General features: G+C 43.1%; 19 protein-coding genes. 3 read left to right on the top strand and 16 right to left on the bottom strand.

Annotated elements, in window-relative coordinates; genetic code table 11:
• Positions 1-67: 67 nt before the first annotated feature.
• The 3 genes from acs to L4C37_RS13980 form a co-directional block, all read right to left on the bottom strand.
• Entirely contained in the window at positions 68-2,017 is a 1,950-nt protein-coding gene (gene acs / locus L4C37_RS13990; RefSeq protein ID WP_273295892.1) for an acetate--CoA ligase, read from the bottom strand.
• Between the two features lie 275 nt (positions 2,018-2,292).
• Positions 2,293-2,922, bottom strand: coding sequence for a 3'-5' exonuclease (locus tag L4C37_RS13985; RefSeq protein WP_137375041.1), 630 nt, complete (start codon positions 2,920-2,922; stop codon positions 2,293-2,295).
• 125 nt (positions 2,923-3,047) lie between these two features.
• Positions 3,048-4,874: a DUF294 nucleotidyltransferase-like domain-containing protein gene (locus L4C37_RS13980; RefSeq protein ID WP_372264769.1), complete on the bottom strand. Its 1,827-nt coding sequence runs from the start codon at positions 4,872-4,874 to the stop codon at positions 3,048-3,050.
• A gap of 293 nt (positions 4,875-5,167) precedes the next feature.
• Between L4C37_RS13980 and L4C37_RS13975 the strand changes: the two genes are divergently transcribed.
• Together L4C37_RS13975 and L4C37_RS13970 are read left to right on the top strand one after the other, a co-directional pair.
• Positions 5,168-6,358 (top strand): 3-phenylpropionate MFS transporter, encoded by a 1,191-nt coding sequence (locus L4C37_RS13975; RefSeq protein WP_137375042.1) that lies wholly within the window; start codon positions 5,168-5,170, stop codon positions 6,356-6,358.
• A 113-nt stretch (positions 6,359-6,471) separates the two neighbouring features.
• On the top strand, positions 6,472-9,903 hold the full coding sequence (locus L4C37_RS13970) for a PAS domain-containing hybrid sensor histidine kinase/response regulator (protein ID WP_429768950.1): 3,432 nt from the start codon (positions 6,472-6,474) through the stop codon (positions 9,901-9,903).
• 90 nt (positions 9,904-9,993) lie between these two features.
• Here the strand turns inward: L4C37_RS13970 and L4C37_RS13965 are convergent, their stop codons facing one another.
• The 9 genes from L4C37_RS13965 to aspA form a co-directional block, all read right to left on the bottom strand.
• Positions 9,994-11,379 carry a class II fumarate hydratase gene (locus L4C37_RS13965; protein WP_137375044.1) on the bottom strand — a complete coding sequence of 462 codons (1,386 nt, stop codon included), beginning with the start codon at positions 11,377-11,379 and terminating at the stop codon, positions 9,994-9,996.
• A 12-nt stretch (positions 11,380-11,391) separates the two neighbouring features.
• Positions 11,392-11,772, bottom strand: a complete 381-nt coding sequence (locus L4C37_RS13960; protein ID WP_273296952.1) for a hypothetical protein — start codon at positions 11,770-11,772, stop codon at positions 11,392-11,394.
• Positions 11,773-11,942: 170 nt separating this feature from the next.
• Positions 11,943-13,646: a sodium:solute symporter family protein gene (locus L4C37_RS13955; RefSeq protein ID WP_137375045.1), complete on the bottom strand. Its 1,704-nt coding sequence runs from the start codon at positions 13,644-13,646 to the stop codon at positions 11,943-11,945.
• Between the two features lie 10 nt (positions 13,647-13,656).
• On the bottom strand, positions 13,657-13,923 hold the full coding sequence (locus L4C37_RS13950; protein ID WP_137375046.1) for a DUF4212 domain-containing protein: 267 nt from the start codon (positions 13,921-13,923) through the stop codon (positions 13,657-13,659).
• Between the two features lie 548 nt (positions 13,924-14,471).
• Positions 14,472-15,098 carry a MarC family protein gene (locus tag L4C37_RS13945; protein ID WP_137375047.1) on the bottom strand — a complete coding sequence of 209 codons (627 nt, stop codon included), beginning with the start codon at positions 15,096-15,098 and terminating at the stop codon, positions 14,472-14,474.
• Positions 15,099-15,244: 146 nt separating this feature from the next.
• Entirely contained in the window at positions 15,245-15,880 is a 636-nt protein-coding gene (locus tag L4C37_RS13940; protein ID WP_372264765.1) for a response regulator transcription factor, read from the bottom strand.
• 233 nt (positions 15,881-16,113) lie between these two features.
• On the bottom strand, positions 16,114-17,970 hold the full coding sequence (locus tag L4C37_RS13935; protein ID WP_429768949.1) for a protein-disulfide reductase DsbD: 1,857 nt from the start codon (positions 17,968-17,970) through the stop codon (positions 16,114-16,116).
• Positions 17,971-18,157: 187 nt separating this feature from the next.
• Complete coding sequence (locus L4C37_RS13930) at positions 18,158-19,465, bottom strand: anaerobic C4-dicarboxylate transporter (protein WP_137375050.1); 1,308 nt, start codon at positions 19,463-19,465, stop codon at positions 18,158-18,160.
• A gap of 159 nt (positions 19,466-19,624) precedes the next feature.
• Complete coding sequence (gene aspA / locus L4C37_RS13925; RefSeq protein ID WP_137375051.1) at positions 19,625-21,076, bottom strand: aspartate ammonia-lyase; 1,452 nt, start codon at positions 21,074-21,076, stop codon at positions 19,625-19,627.
• 284 nt (positions 21,077-21,360) lie between these two features.
• Here aspA and L4C37_RS13920 point away from each other — a divergent pair, with 284 nt between their 5' ends.
• Positions 21,361-21,888, top strand: coding sequence for an FxsA family protein (locus L4C37_RS13920; protein ID WP_137375052.1), 528 nt, complete (start codon positions 21,361-21,363; stop codon positions 21,886-21,888).
• A 218-nt stretch (positions 21,889-22,106) separates the two neighbouring features.
• Here L4C37_RS13920 and L4C37_RS13915 read toward each other — a convergent pair whose 3' ends face one another.
• The 4 genes from L4C37_RS13915 to L4C37_RS13900 form a co-directional block, all read right to left on the bottom strand.
• The gene (locus L4C37_RS13915; protein ID WP_171735049.1) at positions 22,107-22,586 is read right to left on the bottom strand and encodes a tRNA (cytidine(34)-2'-O)-methyltransferase; all 480 of its coding nucleotides are present in this window, start codon (positions 22,584-22,586) and stop codon (positions 22,107-22,109) included.
• A 209-nt stretch (positions 22,587-22,795) separates the two neighbouring features.
• Entirely contained in the window at positions 22,796-23,413 is a 618-nt protein-coding gene (locus L4C37_RS13910; RefSeq protein ID WP_137375054.1) for a superoxide dismutase, read from the bottom strand.
• 133 nt (positions 23,414-23,546) lie between these two features.
• On the bottom strand, positions 23,547-24,926 hold the full coding sequence (cpxA, locus tag L4C37_RS13905; protein ID WP_372264759.1) for an envelope stress sensor histidine kinase CpxA: 1,380 nt from the start codon (positions 24,924-24,926) through the stop codon (positions 23,547-23,549).
• A complete protein-coding gene (locus L4C37_RS13900) occupies positions 24,926-25,618 on the bottom strand; it encodes a response regulator (protein ID WP_137375056.1) in 693 nt (230 codons plus the stop codon). Before L4C37_RS13900 ends, cpxA begins: the two co-directional genes overlap by 1 nt.
• Positions 25,619-25,690: the final 72 nt, after the last annotated feature.

Raw genomic sequence — 25,690 nt, 5'->3', positions numbered from 1 at the left:
CCACACAGGTGACGGTTTGTAAATGTTTCTGTTTTAAACAGCTTGTAAAAGCATAGTGTGAAGCTTGTTATGCAATTTCTGCTTTTTCAGCAATAAGCTTATCAACCACGCTAGGGTCGGCAAGAGTCGATGTATCGCCAAGGTTGCTGGTATCACCCGTTGCAATTTTACGTAGGATACGGCGCATAATTTTACCTGAGCGTGTTTTTGGTAAAGAGTCAGTCCAGTGCAGCACATCTGGCGTGGCTATCGGCCCAATCTCTTTTCTTACCCAGTCCTTCACTTCTTTATGAAGTTCAGCTGTAGGGAACTCACCGTCATTGAGTGTGATGTAAGCATAGATTGCTTGCCCCTTGATATCATGAGGAATACCAACAATGGCAGCTTCTGCTATTTTATCGAAAGCAACTAATGCAGATTCGATTTCCGCAGTACCCATACGGTGACCAGAGACGTTTAGTACGTCATCGACACGACCTGTGATCCAATAGTAGTCGTCTTCATCGCGTCGAGCACCATCACTTGTAAAGTACATACCTTTAAATGTAGAGAAATAGGTTTGCTCAAAACGTTCATGATCACCATAAACTGTACGCATTTGCCCTGGCCATGAATCAAGAATAACTAGATTACCGTCTGTAGCGCCTTCGATTATGTTCCCCATGTTATCAACAAGGGCTGGCTGAACACCAAAGAATGGGCGAGTTGCAGAACCTGGTTTCAGGTCAGTTGCTCCTGGAAGAGGGGCAATTAAGATACCGCCAGTTTCAGTTTGCCACCATGTATCGACAATCGGAGATTGCTCATTACCAATTGTTTTGTAATACCATTCCCAAGCTTCTGGGTTAATTGGCTCACCTACTGATCCCATAATGCGTAAGCTATCACGAGAAGTACCTTCAACGGCTTCATTACCTTTTGCCATCAATGCGCGAATCGCGGTTGGTGCGGTATAGAGGATATTCACTTGGTGCTTATCGACTACTTCGCTCATACGGCTAGTATTTGGGTAGTTTGGAACACCTTCAAACAAGATTGTTTTTGCACCATTCGCAAGTGGTCCGTAAACAAGGTAGGTGTGACCCGTGATCCAACCTACATCAGCAGTACACCAGAAGGTTTCGCCTTCTTGGTAATCAAAAACATACTTAAACGTCATTGCCGCGTAAACGAGGTAACCACCTGTAGTATGTAGAACCCCTTTTGGTTTACCTGTTGATCCTGAAGTATAAAGAATGAATAGCGGATCTTCGGCTTTCATTTCTTCCGGTTCACAGACCTCTGAAACTGTTGCTGTTGCTTCATGCCACCAAACATCACGATGTTCATGCCATTCCACATCGCCACCCGTACGTTTCATAACAATGACTTTCTCAATGTTTTTCACTTCTGGGTTGGTCAGTGCTTCATCAACGTTTTTCTTCAGTGGGACCGCTCTTCCGCCACGTACGCCTTCATCAGCTGTAATGACTACTTTTGAATCTGAATCAATGATTCGGCCTGATAGGGCTTCAGGAGAGAAACCGCCGAACACGACTGTGTGTACGGCACCAATTCGAGTACAAGCCAACATTGCTACGGCGGCTTCTGGAACCATTGGCATGTATAAACACACCACATCACCTTTGCGTACGCCTTGCTCTTTTAGAGCATTTGAAAACAGGCACACTTCTTTGTGTAATTCATTGAAGGTCAGTGTTTTATCATCGGCAGGGTCATCGCCTTCCCAAATAATAGCGACTTCGTCACCACGATCGGCTAGGTGACGATCAATACAGTTTGCTGAAACATTTAATGTCCCGTCTTCAAACCAGCGAATATCCACATGACCAGGATCGAATGAAGTGTTTTTTACTTGGGTGAAGGGTTTAATCCAATCTACTATTTTTCCGTGTTCACCCCAGAATCCTTCTGGGTCAGATACAGATTGCTGGTACATGGCTAGGTAAGTGTCATTATCCGCGTGTGTAGTTGCTTTGATATTGTCTTGTACTGGATAAACGTGGGCTTCACTCATTGCTTCTCTCCTTGTGCCTTCATTCCATGTGAACTGGGCAATTTCCGTTATGCGCTAATTCCGCTAGCTGTTTTTTAAACATGGCATTTATTTGAATTGTCTTTTATTGACTGCCTGTTGTGCTATCACTCTCGGCTAGGTGGGGAATTTCTACAATTAGACTTTAGGATGAGACGCCGCTTTCTACTTAAAAAATGGGGCGTTAAGTTTATAAAATAGCGACTTATGTTGAAATTTGCGAGATTGATCTAACGTTGATTATTAAGAGCTAGTTTTCAATGGGAAGAGTTGAAACGCGGTAAGTCACCGTGTTTTAAACGAACGAAGACCAAAGCGGCAGAGATAGCATCTTGTAGAGCGTCGTGCTTGTTGTTTTGCTGGGGAAGCCCAAGTTGTTTACAAATGGCGTCAAGACTTAAGTCGAAGTAGGAATTAGGCAAATGTTTTTCGAACTTGTCTTGGTAGAGCAAACTGACTTCAATGAGTTTGTTTGGCATGGGAAAACCGAGTTGCTTGATGCATGCTCGGTCCAATATCTTCTTGTCATATCGTATATGGTAGCCCACAAGCGGGCGGTTGCCGATAAAGTCGAGAAGTTCAATTAGAGCCTGTTTTTCTTCGATACCATTTTTAAGATCTTCATGACGAATCTTATGGATTTTGATAGAGCCAGAATCTAGAGATTGAGGAGCCCTAAGACGAACTTCGAAGGGTTGGCTGGTAATAATACGGTTGCCGATGATTTTTGTTGCCGCAATAGTGACAAGTTCTGCTCGGTTTGGATCCAGGCTGGTGGTTTCACAATCAAGTGATACATATTCACTTTGATGTGGGGCAGTAAAAAGCTCTCTGTAAGGCGAACCCTTTAGCTTGTAATGCCAGAACCGTCGAGTAAGCCCATTCATAGAAAGAGGCTCATGAAATGTCTTTGGCTTATCACAGGCAGCCTTTGGTTTATCACAGATAGTTTTTGGCTAATCATAGATAACCTTGGGCTCGCCATAGATAAATAGATATACATTGGCATAGCTTAATCACGAACTTGGTAGTGGTAACCAAGCCATTGTTTGAATTTTTTGACCACATGCAAACTATGGCGGAGTAAGTCTCGGTCTGATCTCTCCATTAATTTAATATCTAGCTTATTACTGCTGTGCTGCTGGGTGAGCCTTTGTGCCAATCTCCACTTAAAAAATTGTTTAAGTGCTTCACTTAAATTATCGGCTGTACTTTGTTCAAGAACCTTTCTCTCTACTAAGGCATTGATGCGGTCAAAGGTATTTTTATGAGGAATATTGTATTCCAAGCTTAATGCACGAATACCATGCACTATAGGGAAGATACCGCCTTGCTTGATATCCAAACCAGACTTCGATTTTTTTACATTACCAAAGAGTGTTAACGGGACTGAGAAATTCAGTGCAGGTCGGCAAAATTCAGTGAGGATTAACTCTTGCCCGGCCATTAATTCACTGAGGTGTTTCTGGATTGGTTCAAGTAATTCTTTATTACCGGCGACAGCGTGAGCATCTGCCATAATCGCAATGTCCATGACTTTTTCGGGTGTCGCTGAATGTACCCAATTGGAGAGTGTTTTTTTCCATTCGAGTTGGGAGTTCACCCATTTGGGATTATTGACCATTACGTTACCTGGGCAAAGAGGGTAGCCCAGCTGTTGCAAGGTGTGAGTCAGGTTTTCCATCACGTATTCGCATTGATGCCAATGCAGACCGTCTTGAATAATGAGTGCGTTATCTTGATCGGTTTTTAAAATTTGCTCTCCACGACCCTCAGACCCTAATACAACGAAACAGCAATGATTATGTAAAGCGGGTGGAACGACTAACTCAAAGGCCTTTTCAATTATTTGCTCATTAACGGCTGATATTAATTCCATGATAAACCGGGTACGAATACCATTATTTAAAAGACTCTCCACAAGTTGACGTTGTTTATTTGATGCGAGTGCAAGTTCTTCAATACTGGTTGCTCTCGCGATACGCAGAGTCAGAACGTGTGAGTGAGTGGAAAAGGCACTTAATATTTGAGTCATATCGAGCATGCCAATCGCTTCGCTGCCATCACAGACCATGACTCGTTTCATGCGGTTTCTTGTCATGGTAATCATGGCATTAAAAAGAAAGTCATCTTCCTCCACATGGAACACTGGAAAAGTCGCAATATCCCCCACGGGCGTATCAAGTGGGAGGTTATCTATCATAACTGCATGTAGCATATTGGTGCGGGTAACAATGGCATAAGGATAGGGCTTTGGAGTTCCTATAGTTCTAGGATCATCGTAGGCCAAATGCACCAGTGCTGAATCTAATCCGCTTTCTTTTAATGCTTGAGTCACTTGATTGATTGGCTGTTCTGGAGTGAGGATCAGTGGCGGGTGATAAATAGAACTATCAACTTTGGTAAGAATAAACTCCGCCAAGTTTTGTTGCTCTTGAGCTTCTTTAATAAGCTGTTTGCGTTTAGCAAGGTTGTTATCAAAGTAAGCGGCAAATTGCCCGTTCTCGTTGTAAAGCTCTAAAAAGACATGAGAAGGGAGCAGATAGCTTAAGGTGTCCTCGAGAGCGATATATTGGTGCTTTACCTGCTCATTGAATTGGCTTCTTACATCAAAAATATCGTCATTGGCGTAGTGCGCGTAAATTTCTTTGTTGTCAGGCGATCGTTCTTCAACGGCACCTTTAATCAGTATATGCAGGTGGTGGCTCGGTTTATTGGCCTCAACGATGACTTCTTGCTCTCGATAGTATGCGACATCCAATGAAGAACGTAAGGTCAATTGTTCGCTTTCGGATAAACGATCAAAAGGCGGAGACTGCATATTAAATTTATCAGGCATCATCGTCGCACAATAAAGGAGTGATGATCTCAGTTTGCCAAAAATCGAGTGGAGCGCTAGACGACTTTAGTCTAGAAAACAAAGAAGCTGAATCTAGATAGTTATGAAGCTTAGGTTAAATAGTAATTAAGCTTAAGTAAGGTAGTGGTGAATCGATGAGTTTAAAGGGCAATATTGGCTTCCATATTTCTAATACGGAAATTTGCAACGTCGTTTTATTCCCTTTTTCGTAAGCAATAAGCTAGGCATAATTCATCAATGCTCTTTTCTGTCTTCTTTAATAGGTCTTCGCGATGCAAAACCCTTCACCTTATGGCTGGATATCTCAGTATTTTCTTGGCTTTTTCTTTGCCTATGGCGTTTATCTGCCATTTTGGGCGCTGTGGTTTGAAGACCAAGGTGTTGCGCCAAGCGACATTGGTATTTTAATTGGTGCTGGTTTTGCGACTCGTTGTGTCGCTAACTTTGTTATCACACCACGCATTCATAAAGTTGAGCACTTAATCCCTGCTTTACGATGGTTGAGCCTCGCTGCATTAATTTTCGTAGGTTTTCATTTCTTTACTGGAGGCAGTTTTGCACTAATGCTGCTGGCTACGGTTCTGTTTAATTTATGCTGCGGTCCTATCGTTCCTTTATCAGATGCGATGGCGAACTATTACAGCCGAATTAAGCTATTGGACTATGGGCGCACTCGTTTGTGGGGCTCTATTGCTTTCATTGCTGGTTCAACGGTTGTGGGCTTCTTAGTCGCTGAGTTTGGCACTGAAATGATTTTGTATACGGCATTAGCTGGCGTGCTTTTTTCTTTAGTGCTGTGCATGCGTAATCCAAGCATTATGCCAGTAACACAGCAAGAAGAAGAGGCGACAAGACCTAAGCTGATGCAGTTGCTGCGTGAACCTTCAGTAGTGAAGTTTTTAACGCTAATGGCTTTGATCCAAGGTAGCCATGCGGCTTACTACAGCTTTAGTGCGATTTACTGGAAAGAAGCAGGACACTCGGAAGCGATTATAGGTTACCTGTGGAGCTTAGGTGTTGTTGCGGAAGTCGCGGTATTTGCATTCAGTAAGCGATTATTTTCAGGCTGGACTCTACGTACTTTATTCGTTATCGCGTCAATTGGTGTTATGGCTCGTTGGGGGATCACCGCTTCGACCACAGCTATCTTCGCATTAGTCATGGTTCAGTTATTACACGGTGTGACTTTTGCGATGGCACATATTGCTGCTATCCAATACATTCAATCAGAAAAGCCAAGCAAAATGGTCGCACTCCAGGCTTTATACAACGCAATTCCATTGGGTGCATTCATTGCGCTGATGACCACTCTGAGTGGTTGGGGCTACGAATTATGGGGCGCTGATATTTTCTGGTTTATGGCGGCAATGGGTGTTCTTGCTCTGTTTATCAAGGTTGATGAGAAACACTCAGTAACAGATGTAAACAGTAAAACGAAAGCGGAGCCTGAAGCACAGAATTAGAGCGTTCAGATTGTGTTCGCCCTCTATCCTTAGTTTAATAAACTTTGCTCAATTAAAGCCTGCACATTGCAGGCTTTTTCATAAGGATATGAATGAATGCAAGGTAGGCTTATATGCAAGGTTGGATAGTCGTTCCAGTATCACTCGCGTACTTAGGCGTATTATTTCTTATTGCTTGGTATGGAGATAGGCAGACTCGCTGGTTATCTCGTTGGCGACCATGGATCTACAGCCTTTCCATTGCGGTGTACTGTACTTCATGGACCTTCTACGGAACGGTTGGTCAGGCAAGCAATAACCCTTGGTCTTTTTTACCCATCTATCTCGCTCCCATCCTTGTTTTTACTTTGGGTTGGCGAGTCTTAGCGCGTTTGATTTTGATCGCGAAACGGGAGCACATTACCTCAATTGCTGACTTTATCGCGGCTCGTTACGGAAAGTCGCAAGGGCTAGCTGTGGCTGTTACCTTAATTGCGGTTGTGGGTATTCTGCCTTATATCGCTTTGCAGCTACGCGGTATTACCATGGGGCTCGATATTGTTGCCCCAAACCTTGCTCATGATTTTGGTTATCAGGACTACCATGTTTCTTGGTTTGTGGTTGGGGCATTAGCCATTTTTACCATGTTATTTGGTACCAGACATATCGATAATACAGAGCATCACCGCGGTATGATGATGGCGGTGGCATTTGAATCCATCGTTAAGCTGGTGGCTTTTCTTATCGTGGGTATTTTCATCATTTATCTAGCGTTAAGCAGCAATGAAATCAACTTACTGGATGTCGCTTCTTCCACTTACAAGCCGCCTAATATTCCTACGTTAGCCATCCACACAGTGCTCACTATGCTGGCTATCGTCTGTTTGCCTCGCCAATTTCATACCATGGTAGTAGAAAACGAGAGACCACAAGATCTGCATACGGCTCGTTGGTTATTTCCTCTCTACCTTATTTTAATGGGATTGTTTGTTTTACCCATTGCTTGGGCTGGGCAAGGGTTGTTAACGACTATGCCAGCAGATACTTATGTCATCAGTGTGCCAATGGAAGTTGGGGCTAATCACATTGCACTATTGGCATTTCTTGGAGGTACGTCAGCCGCCAGTGGTATGGTTATCGTATCGACAATTGCACTTGCGATAATGGTTTCAAATGATTTAGTGATGCCGTTATTACTGCGTCGTATGCGTTTATCGCAACGAACTCACCGACACTTTTCCGGCTTACTGCTTATTATTCGTCGGGCGCTGATTTTACTGTTGTTGCTCGGTGCGTGGGGGTTCTATCAGGCTTTAGATAGTATCCACTCACTTTCTGCCATTGGCTTCTTATCGTTTGCAGCCATTGCTCAATTTGCCCCTGCATTAATCGGCGGCATGTACTGGCGTTTGGGTAATCGTAAAGGTGTCTATGTCGGTTTAATGTTTGGATTCCTAATTTGGCTTATTACTCTGATGAGCCAAACCAGCATGCTTGCCGGAGATGGTGAAACTAACTTATTGCTATGGTTGATTACCCCGCCACAAATATTGAGTGGTTGGGAAATCAGTAGCTCAGATTGGGGAATCGTCCTCAGTGTGAGTGTGAATACTTTATGTTATGTCGCGGTGTCGTTACTGACGCGCCCAAGCCTAAGTGAACGCTTACAATCGGCATCTTTCATTGGCACACCGTTGCCTGAAAATGAAAACATCAGCTTGTATCAAGGGCGTGTCACGGTTGCCGAATTGGAGATGCTAGCGTCCCGTTTTGTTGGACGACCACGAGCTAAGTCTGCTTTTCAAACTTACTGGCAGCAGCAAGGTCCTCCTTTGTTACCTAATCAGCAAGCGCCTGAAAGTTTGATTCGCCATGCTGAAAGGGTGCTCGCTGGTGTATTTGGAGCTTCGTCTGCCAAGTTAGTACTTACTTCTGCTTTGCAAGGCAGAAACATGCAGCTTGAAGAAGTGGCGACCATTGTGGATGAAGCATCAGAGCTTTATGACTTTAGCCGGGGCTTACTACAAGGTGCAATCGAGCACATTGGACAAGGCATTGCTGTAATTGATAAGCAAATGCGCTTGGTGGCGTGGAATCAGCGTTATCTAGAGTTATTTGAATTCCCCGCAGGTTTGATACAAGTTGGTCGACCGATCTCAGATGTCATTCGCCATAATGCTGAACAAGGCTTGTGTGGTCCCGGCGATCCTGAAGATCATGTTCGTCGCCGTGTGTACCACTTGGAGCAAGGTACTCGGCATACCTCTTCGAGAATTCGTGCTGACGGTCGAGTGATTGAGGTTCAAGGTAATCCAATGCCTGGCGGTGGGTTTGTGATGAGTTTTACCGATATCACGGTATTCAGGCAAGCCGAACAGGCACTTAAAGAAGCCAACGAAAGTTTGGAATCTAGGGTTCACGAGCGTACTCAAGAGCTTGAAAAACTTAACCATCGATTAGTGAAAGCAACCAAAAAATCTGAATTGGAATCCCAATCAAAAACGAGGTTTTTAGCAGCCGTGAGCCATGATCTCATGCAACCACTTAATGCGGCTCGCTTGTTTGCCTCTTCATTATCTGAAGTGGCTAAAGATTCTGAAGTGAAGCAGCTGTCTTCCCACATTGAAAGTGCACTTGGGGCTGCTGAAGATTTGATTGGCGATTTGCTGGATATTTCTCGTTTGGAGTCAGGAAAATTAGAAACTCATGTGCATGCGTTTTCAATTAATGATGTGCTATCCAATCTTAATGCTGAATTCAGCGCGCTGGCTAAGCAACAAAACATACAATTTGAGATGATTCCTTCATCATTATTTATTGAGTCTGACCCTAAATTATTGAGACGTGTAATTCAGAACTTTTTAACTAATGCTTTCCGCTATAACCCGAGAGGAAAAGTGGTGTTGGGTGCTCGCCGTGTGAATGGGCAAGTTCGTATTGATGTATGGGATAACGGAACGGGTATTGATGAAGATAAGCAGCAAGAAATTTTTGAAGAGTTTACTCGTGGTAGCCAAGTCCGTGCTGATCAAGGATTAGGGTTAGGGCTCGCAATTTCAAAAGGGATTGCGCACGTTTTAGATCATCATATCTCTATGCGATCGTGGCCAGGTGAAGGGAGCGTCTTTTCTATCACTCTTAACCGAGCGGAAAAAATTATTGCGCCTCAGATTGTTCAAACCGTCACGCCGACCAGCGACTTAGATCATTTGAAAGTGTTATGCGTGGATAATGAACCTGAAATTTTAGTGGGGATGGAGAATTTAATTGGCAGGTGGGGCTGTGAAATTAAAACGGCAACAGATTTGGTTCAAAGCCTAAAAGCTTTGGATGATGACTGGATTCCAGATGTGATTTTCTCTGACTATAGGCTAGACAATGGTCGAACTGGGTTAGAAGTGCTGCAACAGTGCCGACTGCGCCTTGGTAATAACTTTGAAGGAGTCATTATTAGTGCAGATAGAACGGATGACATGATGTCTGCGATCAAAGGAAACGGTTTTGGATTCATAGCTAAGCCTGTTAAACCATTAAAACTAAGAGCCATTTTGAATCGACTTGCTTAGGCTTTTTAAGAGTAAGAGTACAAACAGAAAGAAGGTCTCACTTGAGACCTTCTTTTTATTGAATCGTAGTTAACTTAAATCACGGATAACCTAATCCGCGATACCGCCTTGAGTTAGCTTGGTTGGATCAAGTAAGCGAGCTAACTCTTCTCGGCTTAAATCTGTTTCCTGTTCTGCGACATCTAAAATTGGGCGCCCTTCTTTATAGGCTTTTTTGGCAATGTCAGCCGCTTTTAAATAACCAATCACAGGGTTAAGAGCGGTGACTAATATTGGGTTTTTAGAAAGTGCTGAATCTAAGTTATCTTGTCTAACTGTAAATGTAGCGATGGCTTTATCTGCTAAGGAAACGGCACTATTGGATAGCAGCTCAATGCTTTCCAAAATATTGTGTGCAATCACAGGCAGCATCACATTGAGTTGGAAGTTGCCTGATTGCCCAGCAATGGTAATGGTAGTGTCATTGCCAATGACTTGAGCTGAAGCCATGGCAGCCGCTTCGGGAATCACAGGGTTCACTTTGCCTGGCATTATAGAAGAACCAGGCTGCAAAGCTTGCAACTCAATTTCGCCAAGACCAGCAAGAGGACCTGAATTCATCCAGCGAAGATCGTTCGAGATCTTCATGATCGCGACTGCCGCTGTTTTAAGCTGGCCAGATAATGCGACGATCGCATCTTGGCTACTTAGGTTGAAAAAGAAGTTGTCGCTTGCTGTGAGCTTAAGCTTCGTGGCTTGAGATAGGTTATCTGCAAACTTACTAGCGAAACGCGGATCGGCATTGATCCCTGTTCCAACGGCTGTCCCGCCTTGAGCTAGAGCTGTGACAGAAGCAAGGCTATGTTCAATTCCTTGCTGGGCATGTTCAATTTGATATTTCCACCCACCCAGTTCTTGAGAAAAAGTGATCGGCATGGCATCCATTAGGTGCGTGCGCCCTGTTTTTACCACGTTAGATAACTCTGACTGCTTGGTTTCTAGCACTGATGTTAGGTGATTTAAAGCGGGCAATAGTTGTTTTTGAACAGCCATGACTACGCTCACTTGGATAGCAGTAGGCACTACATCATTACTGCTTTGCCCCATGTTTACGTGATCATTCGGGTTCACGTTGCCACCAAGTTGGGTAGAAGCGAGAGTGGCGATTACCTCATTAGCATTCATGTTTGAGCTAGTCCCGGAGCCCGTTTGATATACATCGATAGGGAAGTGATCAAGATGGTCGCCATCAATAATTTCTTGGCTCGCATCGATAATTGCAGCAGCAATATCACCTTCCAATAAGCCTAGTTGAGCATTGGTACTCGCCGCTGATTGCTTGATGTAGGCGAGAGCTTGAATGAAGCGAGTTGGCATAGTGTGCGAGCTGAAAGAGAAGTTATCTACTGCTCGCTGAGTTTGTGCTTGGTATAGCGCATTTTTAGGTACATGGACTTCACCCATGCTGTCCGTTTCAATTCTGTATTCTTGGGTCATCTTCTATCCTTGTTAGCCAAGTGGTGCTTGGACTTGTTGTAATTTTCTATGTAGGGATTGGTAGCGAGCATTACCTTCAACTTGTTGGCAGTAGTGTCGTTTTAAACAATAAAGAGGTGAGTAAATAGAATCGAGGCAGACTCGGCGGAAGATCATGCTGCGCTGAGGAGATTCGATTGCTTCAATCAAATGGAGGAAGATCTGACGTAAAAATAGTTCACAAAGTAAGATGTTTTCGTTTTCAGCGTGTTTTTCATAATAGGAAGCAAGTGTTATCCCGCAGTGGATATATTCTTGAATAACGTCGGGCTCAAAACCCGCTGAAGTCGTGGGTGCCGTAAAGCGATCTTGTGCTTTGTAAAACATTGAGTAGAGAATTTTTTGCTCTTCCATAGAAAGTTCTTCCATAAAAATCTTTCGATAATGTAATGATAATTATTATCGTTTGGGTTTTTAAACACAACCTCTTTATAAAAGAAAAGCCGATGCTATCAGCATCGGCTTCAGGTCGTTTCAATTTGAATCCCTACAATCCAACTTGAATCTTATATTTTCACTAGGTCTTAGTGGTCGTGAGCTTCACCTGCACCTTTAGGGTAACGGATGTTCTCAACCATCTCTTGTACATCTTGTGGAACTTCAGCTGTTACTTTATTCACTGCAATTGATACTACAAAGTTTAGACACATACCTAGCGTACCGATGCCTTCTGGGCTGATACCAAACCACCAGTTTTCAGGTGTGCTTGCTGCTGGGTTAATGAACTTGAAGTAAATGATGTAGCTTGCTGTGAAGGCAATACCCGTTAACATACCTGCGATTGCGCCTTCCTTGTTCATCTTCTTATAGAAGATACCTAGGATGATTGCAGGGAAGAAGGATGCTGCCGCTAAGCCGAATGCAAATGCCACTACTTGAGCTACGAAACCTGGAGGGTTAATACCTAAGTAACCCGCCCCGACAATTGCGACCATTGCTGCAATACGTGCGGCTAATAGCTCTTGTTTGTCGGTCATGTTTGGTCTGAAGCCTTTCTTCAGTAAATCATGAGAGATAGACGTTGAGATAACCAGTAGTAGACCTGCAGCAGTTGATAGTGCAGCGGCTAAGCCACCTGCAGCCAGTAGTGCTACAACCCAGTTTGGTAGTTTCGCAAGTTCTGGTGAAGCCAGTACGATGATGTCGCGGTTAATCTTCATCTCGTTGCGTTCATCACCCGAGTAGAACATTTTGCCATCGCCGTTCTTATCTTCCCAACCAACTAGACCAGTGCTTTCCCAGTTTTGGTACCAGCTTGGTGCTTCTGCTGCTGGAACACCTTGCATGTCAGGACCATTGATAGTTTCGATCATGTTTACACGAGCGAATGCTGCAACACCTGGTGCTGTTGTGTATAGCAAAGAGATGAACAGTAGTGCCCAACCTGCTGAGATACGAGCATCACGTACACGTGGTACTGTGAAGAAACGAATGATTACGTGTGGAAGACCTGCAGTACCAACCATTAGAGCCGCACAGATGAAGAATACATCCACCATGCTCTTGTTACCTTCGGTATAGGCGGTAAATCCGAGTTCTTCGGTTAGCCCATCCAGTTTATCTAGTAGATAAACATCGGTACCTGAAAGTGTTGAACCCATACCAACTTGTGGAAGTGGGTTACCAGTCATCATGATTGATGTGAAGATTGCTGGGACAAGGAAGGCGAAAATGAGGACACAGAATTGAGCTACCTGCGTATAAGTGATGCCTTTCATGCCGCCAAGTACAGCATAGAAGAAAACAATACCCATACCAATGATGATACCTAGGTTAATGTCGACTTCTAAGAAACGGGAGAATACTACGCCCACACCACGCATTTGACCTGCTACGTAGGTAAACGATACGAAGATTGCACAAAATACAGCAACCATACGCGCGGTTCTTGAGTAGTAACGCTCACCGATGAAATCTGGAACCGTAAACTGACCAAACTTACGTAGGTAAGGAGCTAAACATAGAGCAAGTAGTACATAACCACCAGTCCAACCCATAAGGTAAACCGCACCGTCATACCCTACGAATGAAATGATACCAGCCATTGAAATAAATGATGCAGCTGACATCCAGTCTGCAGCGGTTGCCATACCATTCGCAACAGGGTGTACACCACCGCCAGCTACGTAGAACTCACTGGTTGATCCCGCGCGAGCCCAGATTGCGATGCCGATATAAACTGCGAAAGTAATACCGACGAGAATAAACGTCCAAGTTTGAATATCCATGTTCTAGCCTCTAGTCTTCCTGTACGTTATATTTTTTGTCGAGCGCATTCATGCGAACAACGTAAATAAATATCAGCGCCACGAAGGTATAAATGGAGCCTTGTTGGGCGAACCAAAAACCTAGCTTGAAACCGCCAAATTGAATGGTGTTAAGAGCATCCACAAATAAGATGCCTGCGCCGTAAGACACTACAAACCATACCGCGAGTAGTGTTCCCATAATTCCCAAGTTTTCCTTCCAGTAGGCTTGAGCATGTTCTGTCGATTCGAACGCCATTGCCTTCTCCTTAATTCCGTTTCAGTAAAAACTGTTTCTGTAGAAAATTACCATGTTAACGTAATGTTACGATTTAAAAGATAACAAGGATAAGTCAATAACTCTGTGCAACTTTAGTCGGGCTAATAAAAGCGTAAGATCACCACTTAATGGGGCTTTAAGGGAAGTCGGCAATGAAAGTGTGATGTTAATTTGTTGTTAAATTAGCCAAAGGTCTAAGGTTGAGGGGGCTTTGAAGGGATCTTTTGAGCAATTAAATGAAAATTACTGAAAATAAACGGCAGGCAGGGGCATGGAACATAGGTGTATTTATGCATTATAAGGGCTAAATAAGAGAAGCTTCAGTATAAATGGCTAAGTATGAAAAGGGTTAAGAATGAAAGGGGCTAAGTGCGAGAAGAACTCTTAGTAGAAAACCTTAAGAATAAGAAAAATTGATCTCTAAATTTGAGAATATCTGAGTTTTAGACAAGTACGGCTTACAAGGAAGATTGCCCTCAATCACCGGCTTAGTCATTGAGGGCAACATTTTTAAATTGGTTAAAGGATTACATGTAAAAATCTTTAATACCGAGCAGTAAGTTATTCACTGCTACTGCTGCAAGAATAAGCCCCATTACACGGCTGATAATAGCAGCTCCTGCATTACCAATGACCTTTTGGATGCTGTTCGCTGCTAGTAAAAGCAGTAAAGTAATGACTAAGACACCGAGCATCACACCGGCAGTAATACTCTGATCAATCAAAGAAAAGCGGTGGTTATCAGTCAACATAACAATAGCCATCATTGCTCCGGGAGAAGCAATGGATGGAATAGCTAATGGGTAGACAGCCAAATCAGCTAGTTGAGAATGGCTGACTTCCTCAGAGATTTTTTGTTCTTGTTCGGGTTTGCTTTCCCCAAAAATCATAGATAACGCAAACAGTAATAAAACAAGCCCACCCGCCGCTTGAAATGCAGGAAGTGGAATTTGCATGGCCTCAAGAAGAAGTTGCCCAGCGATAAGGAAAAACAATAAAACGCCAGCAGATATCGCCACGGCTTTCAAAGCCACTTTGCGTCTTTGTGCAGGGGTTAAGCGTTGAGTTTGAGATAAGTAGACAGGTACAGAGCCAATTGGGTCAATAACAGCCCAAAGAACAACAAACTGAGTAATGATGATACTAGTAAGCAAAGTAAATCTCCCAGAGTTACGGACAGAGGGATAAAGATTGCTAGGGCAGCAATCTCATTCATTATAGCGTCTGTTATTCTCTTTAAGTCATCACAATGTGAGAGCTGAAAAAGACATTCAATTCAGCTCAGATATTGTGATGTTATTTACTGCTCGGTTTCCATCTGCTGTAGAAGGATGACGGCTTGAGTGCGGTTTTTTACGTCCAGTTTACGGAAGATTGCAGTCATGTGTGCCTTGATAGTTGCTTCTGAAACATTTAACTCGTACGCGATTTGCTTATTGAGTAAACCATCCGAAAGCATGCCGAGCACTTTGTATTGCTGAGGGGTGAGGGTGGATATTTTCTCCGCTAGATCGTTACATGCAGCGTTATTAGTAATCAGACCTTCAGGGTAGAAAGGGTCACCGTTTAATACTTGGTTTAATGCACTGACCAATTCTCGCATGTCACTCGATTTCGGAATAAATCCAAAAGCTCCGTGGCTTTTTACTTGGGTAACGACGCTGGCGTCTTCACTGGCAGAAATCACGACAATAGGTAAATCTGGGTATTCTGCTCTCAATTGAATAAGCCCTGACATGCCATTTGCACCAGGCATTTTGAGATCAAGCAGTAATAGATCGGGCTCATCTTCTTTTTTAAGGAGGGTCAGTAGTGCATTGAGTGAGTCTGCTTCAAGTAAATTAGCCCCGCTTATCGCCATATGAACCGACTGAAATAGAGCGTTGCGAAAAAGAGGGTGGTCATCAGCAATGATAATGGTGTAGGTCGAGTCCATGACATTTTACACTTTTAACAATTTAGTTAACTTTTATTATTATCTTGATTGGATATGCGGACAATATTTATACACTAAAAGTCTGAACCATATCGACTTTTAACGTGAACTAGCTTGATTATGAATCAGTAATTGAAAGGTAGATAAAGAAAACCGCAATTCTAAGAGTATTATTAAGTACTTATAGAAATGCGGTTCTTTTAAATTTGCTCTTTAGTTTCGGCTTTGGAAGCTTATTGATTCGCTTCGAGCGGGTAGGTATTCATATGCCTTAGGAATTTTTCAGCATTCATAAAGCCAGTCACGCGAGCATTTGGAACATGGTTACCCTTACTGTCCCAGAACTCGATAGTGGGTAGCCCAAGTACTTGTAATTGACCTAATAATTCAATGTCTTGAGGTAGGCTTTTGGTGACATCAGCTTGAAGTAAAATAAAGTTACCCAACTTCTTCTCTACATCTTGCTGGTGGAAGGTGTATTTCTCAAATTCCTTACATGCCACGCACCAATCAGCGTAGAAATCGAGCATCACAGGTTTACCTTGGGTTTTTGCATTTATTAGCTGTTGCTCTAAGTCAGCGATGTTACTGATTTGAATAAATTGCACTTGTGCTTGTTCTACCTGTACTGATTTTTCTGAAAACCAGTAGTTGAGCGCAGGCTGCGCTGAAACAAACAATCCAAGTATTGCAATAATTCCCACAGCACTTTGTTTCCACTCTCCAAATGGCAGAGAATTCTTAGAATGGTAAAGCCAACCAAATGCGATAAAGCCTAAAGTAGACCACAGTACTGTTGCCCAAAATTCAGGAATAATTCGTTCCAGTAAGAAGATAGGAGCGGCAAGCAAAATGAAACCAAACGCGACTTTCACTTTATCCATCCAATTACCTGCTTTTGGCAGAAGCTTATTACCAAACACGGCCACTAATATAAGTGGAATTCCCATGCCCATTGCAAGTGCGTAAAGCGCAATGGCACCAGTAAACAAGTCACCACTTTGTGCGACATACAAAAGAGCGCCAGAAAGTGGGGCAGTAGTACAAGGTGAACATACTAAACCAGAGATAGCCCCCATAGCGAAGACACCTAAAGTATTGCCACCTTGTTGCTTGTTGCTTTGATTGTTTAACCAAGTTTGGATACTGCTTGGCAATTGCAGGTTGTACAAGCCAAACATCGACATTGCCAAAGTGACAAACAATAAGCTTAAGCCAATCAGGACATAAGGGTGCTGCATTGCGGCTTGAAATTGCATGCCAGCTGAAGCGACAACTAACCCCAATAATGTGTAGGTGAGCGCCATACCTTGCACATAAATAAACGACAGCATTAATGCGCGACCTTGGCTCAATTTACCGCCACCCAGTACGATGCCAGTTAAAATTGGGTACATAGGTAAAACACAGGGAGTGAAAGCTAAACCAACACCTAGTGCTAGGAACAAGAAAGGTGTCCACCATGCATCCCCAAGCTTGTCTGCAAGGTTTGAGTCTTTCGATGATTCTGAAATCGAAGGAGTTTGGTTATTTGAGCTGGATAAATTCTGATTACTTTGAGTCTTTTTAGTTGTGTTATCTGTGCTCGCAGTATTAACTTTCGCGTCTGTTGATAATGAACTTCCAGCGGATGAGTCCGCTTTAAAAGGCTCGATATCAATAACACGAGTTTCAGGAGGGTAGCAGAAGCCTGCTTTAGCACAGCCTTGATATTGAACAATGAGTTTTGCACCTTCTTGATATTCAAGAAGCGGTATTTGAACAAAAAGAGGCTCTGTATAAATGCTCACTTCACCAAAAAATTCATCTTGGTAAGGTTGCCCATCCTCCATTTGCTCATCACCAATCAAGAGGTTTTCACCACTGAAAGCTATGCGATGTTGGTAGAGGTAGTATTCATCCTTCACTTGCCAATCAAGTAATATTTGATTGCCTTGCTGAAAGTGATTTAAAGGAAAAGCTTGGTCTACAGGAACAAATGTATTGCTCGATGTTAGGTTTAAGCTTGGTTCACTTTTTCCAAATAAAGCGAAAGCAGGGTTAGAGAGAGTAAGTAACCCGATAACCAGCAAAGAAATGAAAGCGCGCATAAAAAGATTCGTCAGTGTTAAGTTAAAAGTATCTTAACTTACTCAGACAGGATTATTGATGAATAAGTTTCAACTTGAGGCATATTTATACTGCATTGGGCTTTTTGAGAAAGATACAGATAAAGAAAAAGGAAGCCGAAGCTTCCTTTATGTTTTTATTACCGGGACTCACTGAGTCAATCGGAAACTAGATAAGTAGACCACCGAATGCAAAACCTAGCGCTACAGACGTTGCAATAGTCACAACACCCGGAATAAAGAATGGGTGGTTGAATACGTAGTTACCGATACGTGTAGAACCTGTGTCATCCATCTCAACTGCTGCCAATAATGTTGGGTAAGTTGGAAGTACGAACAGTGCACTTACCGCAGCAAATGACGCAACGGCTGTTAGTGGTGCTACACCAATTGCAAGAGCAGCTGGCATTAGTGCAACCGTTGTTGCGCCTTGTGAGTAAAGCAGCATAGAAGCGAAGAACAGAACTAGTGCTAGCATCCATGGGTAGTCAGCCAGTAGAGCGCCTGCTACGTCTTTGATTTCAGCAACGTGTGCGTTTACAAACGTTGAGCCTAGCCAAGCCACACCAAGTACACATACACACGCTGTCATACCAGAGCGGAATGTTGGCGCAGATGAAATTTTAGCAGCATCTACTTTAGTGAATAGAACAATCGCAGCTGCGGCTGCAAGCATGACACTCATGATTGCTTCGTTACGGCCAAGTGCTGGGTTTTCAATAAGACCAACTGAGCTTGAGATTGCAGCAGCGTAGCAAACGACAAAACCAATAGCGGCAAGGAAGATAAATGTCGCTTTCTTCGCTGTAGGCAGAATTTCACGCTTCTCTTGTGTCGCCAGTTTCACTAAACCTTTTTCAAGACGGTCTTGGTAGATAGGATCGTCTTTCAATTCGCTGCCCATGTAATTGGCAACCAAAGCACCGACCATACAAGCAATAAAAGTTGTTGGAATACAAACGGCTAGCAATGTTAGATAGTCAACACCGAATGGTGCCAGCATCGCAGCAAAAGCAACCACTGCCGCTGAAATTGGAGATGCAGTAATCGCAATTTGAGATGCAACAACAGCAATAGAAAGCGGACGAGATGGGCGTACCCCTTGTCCTTTTGCTACTTCGGCAATAACAGGCAGAGTCGAGAATGCGGTATGACCAGTACCCGCCATAAGAGTCATGACAAAAGTTACAATAGGCGCGTAAAAGGTAATACGTTCAGGATGTTTTCGTAAAAAGTTTTCGGCAATTTGCACTAACCAGTCCATACCACCAGCAACTTGCATAGCAGCAATCGCGGTAATGACCGACATGATGATCAAAATTACGTCAACAGGGATAAATGCTTGGCTGGTTGGAACTCCAAGTATTAGAGAAAGTGCGATAACACCTGCACCACCGGCAAAGCCGATTCCAATACCACCAATTCTGGCCCCTAAGAATATAAAGAGTAGGACGACAAATAGTTCTACTGCAATCATGGTTACACCTCATTATTAGATTTTATTATGTGAAGGTTCATATGAATAAGCCCTCAAATAATAAATCTTATGCATCTCGTTGATATAACCACTTTTACATTGTGGTTAACCGTATTGGAGCCTAAAAAAGGGCTCCGTTTGGAGCCCTCTATCTTCTACTTATTCGTAGCGCTTAGCTTTATACTGAGGATGCATGAGGTTTTCAACAGAGAAAATGTCATCTAGCTCTTCTTCAGTCAGTAATCCACGCTCTAAGACCACTTCTCGAACACTTTTTCCTGTTTCTGCACAAATCTTACCGACAATGTCACCCTCGTGGTGCCCAATGTATGGGTTTAGGTAAGTGACGATACCGATAGAGTTAAATACGTGAGATTCACATACTTCTTTGTTCACCGTAATGCCGTCTACACACTTGTCACGAAGGTTCACACACGCGTTTGTTAGAATATCTAGAGACTCAAACATGCTTTGTGCAATAACAGGCTCCATTACGTTCAGTTGCAGTTGACCACCTTCAGCAGCGAAAGAAACCGTGTTGTCGTTACCTAGCACTTTAAAGCAAACTTGGTTTACTACTTCAGGTACAACTGGGTTTACTTTAGCTGGCATGATTGAAGAGCCTGCTTGAAGTTCAGGTAGGTTAAGTTCATTCAGACCAGTACGTGGGCCTGAAGAAAGCAGACGTAAGTCGTTACAGATCTTAGACAGTTTAACCGCTAGACGCTTAAGTGCACCGTGTGTCATTACGTATGCGCCACAGTCCGACGTCGCTTCGATTAAATCTTCAGCCGCTACACACTCTAGTCCAGTTACCTCTGCTAGGTGTTTAACCGCAAGACCTTGGTAGCCAGGTGCAGCATTCAGACCAGTACCGATAGCTGTTGCGCCTAGGTTTACTTCTAGAAGTAGTTTTGAAGTGTATTCTAGGTTTTTGATTTCTTCATTAATGGTAACTGCCCAAGCATGGAACTCTTGACCAACCGTCATTGGCACTGCGTCTTGAAGCTGAGTACGTCCCATCTTCAAAATTGTGTTGAATTCTTGGCTCTTAAGCTCGAACGCACCTTTTAGGTATTCGATAGCGTCGATCAGTTTACGAACACTGTTGTAAACAGAGATGCGGAAGCCAGTAGGGTAAGCACAGTTTGTCGATTGGCTGCGGTTTACATGGTCATTTGGGTTGATGAACTCATATTGGCCTTTTTCTTTGCCCATTAGTTCAAGTGCCACGTTCGCGACTACTTCGTTCGCGTTCATGTTTACAGAAGTACCAGCACCACCTTGGAAAACGTCCGATGGGAACTGATCCATGCACTTGCCCGTGTCTAGAATTAGGTCACACGCTTCGATGATGTATTTAGCAACTTCGCTTGGAATGACACCTAACTCTTTGTTTGCTAAAGCTGCCGCTTTCTTGGTCATCACCATGCCACGAACAAATTCTGGTACGTCAGAAATAGTTACATTTGAGATGTTAAAGTTTTCAATAGCACGAAGAGTATGGATGCCGTAGTAAGCATCAGCGGGAACATGACGTTGACCTAATAGATCTTCTTCTAAACGAGTGGCTTGATTAGCTGCGATAGGAGCTTTAGATAGAGTAGCCATAACAGGATCCTTAGAGAATAATTCTGATAATGTAGTTAATTATTAGCCTATTCTGTATGCAAATACTCCGTTCGCTAGAATATTGGGCTGATAAATCCGTCCTGACTTATGTAGCACATGATACTGTACTTAGCGCATAAAAATAGTAAGTTGATCACCTTTTTTACTTTTGTCTCGTCAATATTCTGTAAAGTTATTTCGGGTCAAAAAACACGGTTCTTTACAGGATAAATTTGTGGTTAGTGGGGCTTTAAGCGTACACTGCAAGTAACAAAGGAGGGCGTGTGTTTCCTATCTTACTTTTACTCTTTATTTTCGTACCTATCATTGAGATCGGTCTATTTATTCAAGTTGGTGGCTTTCTAGGATTGTGGCCAACGATTGCGTTAGTACTCGTGACTGCATTTGTTGGGGCTTCACTGGTTCGTAGCCAAGGTATTCAGACATTAATGTCGGTACAAGGTCGCTTGCAGCAGGGTGAAATGCCTGCTCAACAGATTCTAGAAGGCGTGATGCTGGCTGTTGCTGGCGTATTGTTATTGACTCCTGGTTTCATGACAGATGCTTTCGGCATGCTGGTTTTACTTCCTGCACCAAGAGCTATCATGGCTAAAAAGTTGATGGAAAAAATGGTTGTGAAGAATATGTCTGGCGGATTTCACGCTGGTGGTTCGGCTGGCTTTGGTCATAGCCCATTTGAGCAAGACCCATTTCACCGCGACCCATTTAATAATTCGAATGATAGCAATACGTTTGAAGGTGAGTTTGAGAAAAAAAATGATGATGACGTCAATAAACTCAACAAGCCTTAGTGAGTTGATGGAATTCACGTTTTGAATGTCTGAATCGATTTAAATAAAAAATGCCCTAGCAAATTGCTGGGGCATTTTCTATTCGGTATCTAAGCAACTGAAGCTTGGTTCACTTCAATGTTGGCTCTTGTGATATTGAAGCCTGATGTGTTTTGGTTACATGAGTCCGACTAAACGGTAATGACTCATGTGACTGTAATTCTGAAATAAAAAGCGATTTAAAGCGCTCCTTCAAATCCCATTTGACGCCAAGCTTCAAAGGCGATAATTGCAACGGCATTAGATAAATTTAAGCTGCGAGCATCTGGCATCATAGGAATACGAATTCGCTGATCCATCGGCATGCTTTCAATAAACTCTGCTGGTAAACCGCGAGTTTCAGGACCAAACATTAAGACATCACCTTGTTGAAATTTAGCATCGACATGATGCCCCGTGGTTTTTGTGGTGCAGGCAAAAATACGGTAGTCGCCTTCACGTTCATTTTCTAAATATTCAATAAACGCTTCTAAATTTTTGTGTCGCTTCACGCGTGCTAAGTCATGGTAGTCCAAACCCGCACGGCGGACTTTCTTTTCTTCTAAATCAAAACCTAGTGGCTCAATTAAATGTAAGTTCGCACCGCAGTTAGCGCTAAGTCTAATAATGTTGCCAGTATTAGGGGCGATTTCAGGTTCATAAAGTGCAATATCAAACATATAAATTCACTATCAATAGAAGAAAAGAGGCTGAAGTATAAGGCGGCTTATTGTTTTAATACAAGCCACCTTATTGTTTCACTTTACGTCAGAGTTCATTTTGATGTTCTTCTGACTTGTATCTTTCGCATATCTTTATATTGAAAGCGATTTAGAACAGATGAGATTCATCTAGCCGTTATGACTTGTGGGCACTATGACTTTGGAAATTATGATTTTGGAAATAGGGCGACTTCGTAGTTCTCGGCAACCGCATTCCAGTTCACAACGTTCCACCATGCTGCTATGTAGTCAGGGCGGCGGTTTTGATAACTGATGTAGTAAGCATGTTCCCAAACATCGAGAGCTAAAATTGGCTCACCTTGGTTTTCAGCCGCGTCCATTAGTGGGTTGTCTTGGTTCGGTGTTGAGGTGATTTGAAGCTTTTTATCTTTCACGATTAGCCACACAAAGCCAGAGCCGAAGGTATTGATTGCTGCTTGAGTAAATGCCTCTTGGAATGCTTCAAAACTACCAAATGTAGATTGAATTGCTTCGCCAAGTGCCCCTTGTGGCTCGCCTCCACCTTCAGGTGACATGCAGTACCAGTACAGAACATGATTATAGTAACCACCGCCATTATTGCGGATCGCTGGAGCGTGCGTTGAGATATTGGCGAAGATGTCTCTAAGGGTTGCAGTTTCAAGATCACTGCCACTGATCGCAGCCATGAACTTGTCGTAATAAGTTCTATGGTGCTTTCCGTAGTGGACTTCCATTGTTTTCGCATCAATGTAAGGTTCTAAAGAATTGTATGCGTAGGGTAGTTCAGGGAAAGTGTGTGACATAGTAAATCCTCCGTAATTAGACGATCTACCATAATGATAATAAATATCATTATCAACTGTGTATTTGTAAGGTTATAGCTTGTGTCAAAATAAGCCGCTCACTCTTAAGCGGCTTACTTTGAGTACGACTTTATTAAACGGGCAAAATCGGTAGGGTAACTTCGACCTGAAGCCCACCTAACTGACTTCGACTACCTGCGATGGTGCCACTATGCTGGCGAATCGCACTTTCCGTAATAGCTAGCCCTAAACCAGCCCCTCCGGAATGCCGATCTCTAGCGGTCGATACTCGGTAGAATGGACGGAATATGGCTTCTAATTCATCGTCCGGAACACCTTCACCATTGTCACTTACTTGGATGGTAAGTGTGTCATTCTCGACAAACAGCTGAACATCAACAAGGTCCTCTCCATAATAAATGGCATTGCGAGTAATGTTCTCTATTGCACTCATCAATAGCTTTGGGTTACCTGAGATCTTTCTATCTGGAATGCTTGAGAAAGTCAGCTGCTTATCCATTTGCTCTGCTTCAAATTGGGCATCTTTTAATATTTCTTCCCATAAGCTAGATAAAGGCTGTACTTCGCGGTTTAAATGACTGTCTACTTGCATTCTTGAAAGAGTCAGTAGTTCGCCAATCATTTGTTCTAAACGTTGAGCTTCTGTTTCAACCCTGCCGTGTTCAGAGCTTTCCCCCTGTTTTCGTATGGCTAGAGCATTTGCCATGCGCAGGCGAGTTAATGGTGAGCGCAGTTCATGAGAAATATCAGATAGCAGGCGCTGTTGCCCTGAAATCATTTGATTCACAGCTTCAACCATTTGGTTAAAGCTTGCTCCTGCTTGTCTGAATTCTGACGTCCCTTTTTCAAGTTCAGGGTCTACGATGAACTCCCCTTGAGCAACTCGCTTAGCTGCTTGTTCAAGTTTTCTTGCAGGTTGGCTAAGTGCCCATGCTAACCAAAGCAGTAAGGGTGTGCTCACGAACATTACGGCTAGGAGCAGCTGTAATGGTTTATCGAACAAGCGGAGGAGAAATGGCGGTGTTTGATCCCATTTAACGCCAATATACATATAAAGATCTTGGTTGGCTAAATGCACGGGCAGAGGTCCAGCCACCATATAATGTCCATACAATCTTTGCTTGGGTTGCGTGGGTGCATCTATGGTTGTCACAAAGTTTTTAATGGCTTTAAGTTTAAAGTCTGGGTGCCTTTTTGTGGTTAACACGTTGCCATCTAAGTCAGTTAAAAATTGGCGAGCGCGTTTATCCCTTTTACTTCGAGGCTCTTCAAGCTTGAATAAAATTTTGCCTAAGTTGCTTTCGTTGGCAAAGCGTTTCTCAGTGTTGTCTTTTATCTTAAGAATACGCTGATAATGATCGGCTGGAATGTCGCGTGCTTTTCTTGGGTCTAAGTGTGGTAGAGATAACACAGCCAAAAGCACCAGTAACATGGTGAACCAAAAGATAGCAAAGATACGTCCATATAAGCTGGTGATTTTAGGTAAGCGCATTAATCTTCCTCAATCAATAAGTAGCCACGCCCTCGTAGGGTTTTAATACGAGGCTTGCCATCAGCACGTTCGGGGAGTTTTTTTCGTAAATTAGAAATATGCATATCAATGGCACGGTCAAAAGCTGCTAACCGTTTACCTAGGACATCCAAACTTAAAGATTCTTTTGTGATGACTTTTCCTGGGTTTTGGATTAAGTGGCTTAATAAGGCAAATTCAGTTGTTGTTAAGTCAACAAGCTCGCCTTTGTAGTAGGCTTCCTGTTTTCCGGGGTAGATCTTTATACCGTTATACTCGATACCATCGTTAGTCGGTTTTGGTGTCACAGCTTCCGTTTGGGTACGCCTAAGTATCGCTCTGATACGAGCAAGCAATTCGCGGTCACTAAAAGGCTTAGGTAAGTAGTCATCGGCGCCAAGCTCTAAACCAATCACGCGATCAATTTCTTCGCCCTTTGCAGTGAGCATTAGCACTGGTGTTTGCCTTGTTTCTCTCAGTTTCTTTAAAGTTTCCATACCATTAAGCTTTGGCATCATGACATCCAACAAAATAAGGTCGATGTCATCTGTTACGGCTTCTAATCCTGCGTATCCGTCATTGGCTTCTGATACAGAAAAGCCTTCGAAGCTCAAAATATCTTTCAGTAAGCTGGTGAGCTCAGTATCGTCATCAATGAGAAGAATATTTGCCATGGTAAGAACCTTGTTATTGTTGTGTACGCTTTAATATTACTGCTAATCGTTGGTCTATTTATAGTCTTTACG

This window comes from Vibrio kagoshimensis (assembly GCF_050337535.1).
Lineage (GTDB): Bacteria > Pseudomonadota > Gammaproteobacteria > Enterobacterales > Vibrionaceae > Vibrio > Vibrio gallaecicus.
Note: the sequence above shows the minus strand (reverse complement) of the source record. Positions and strands in the feature narration are given on the sequence as shown.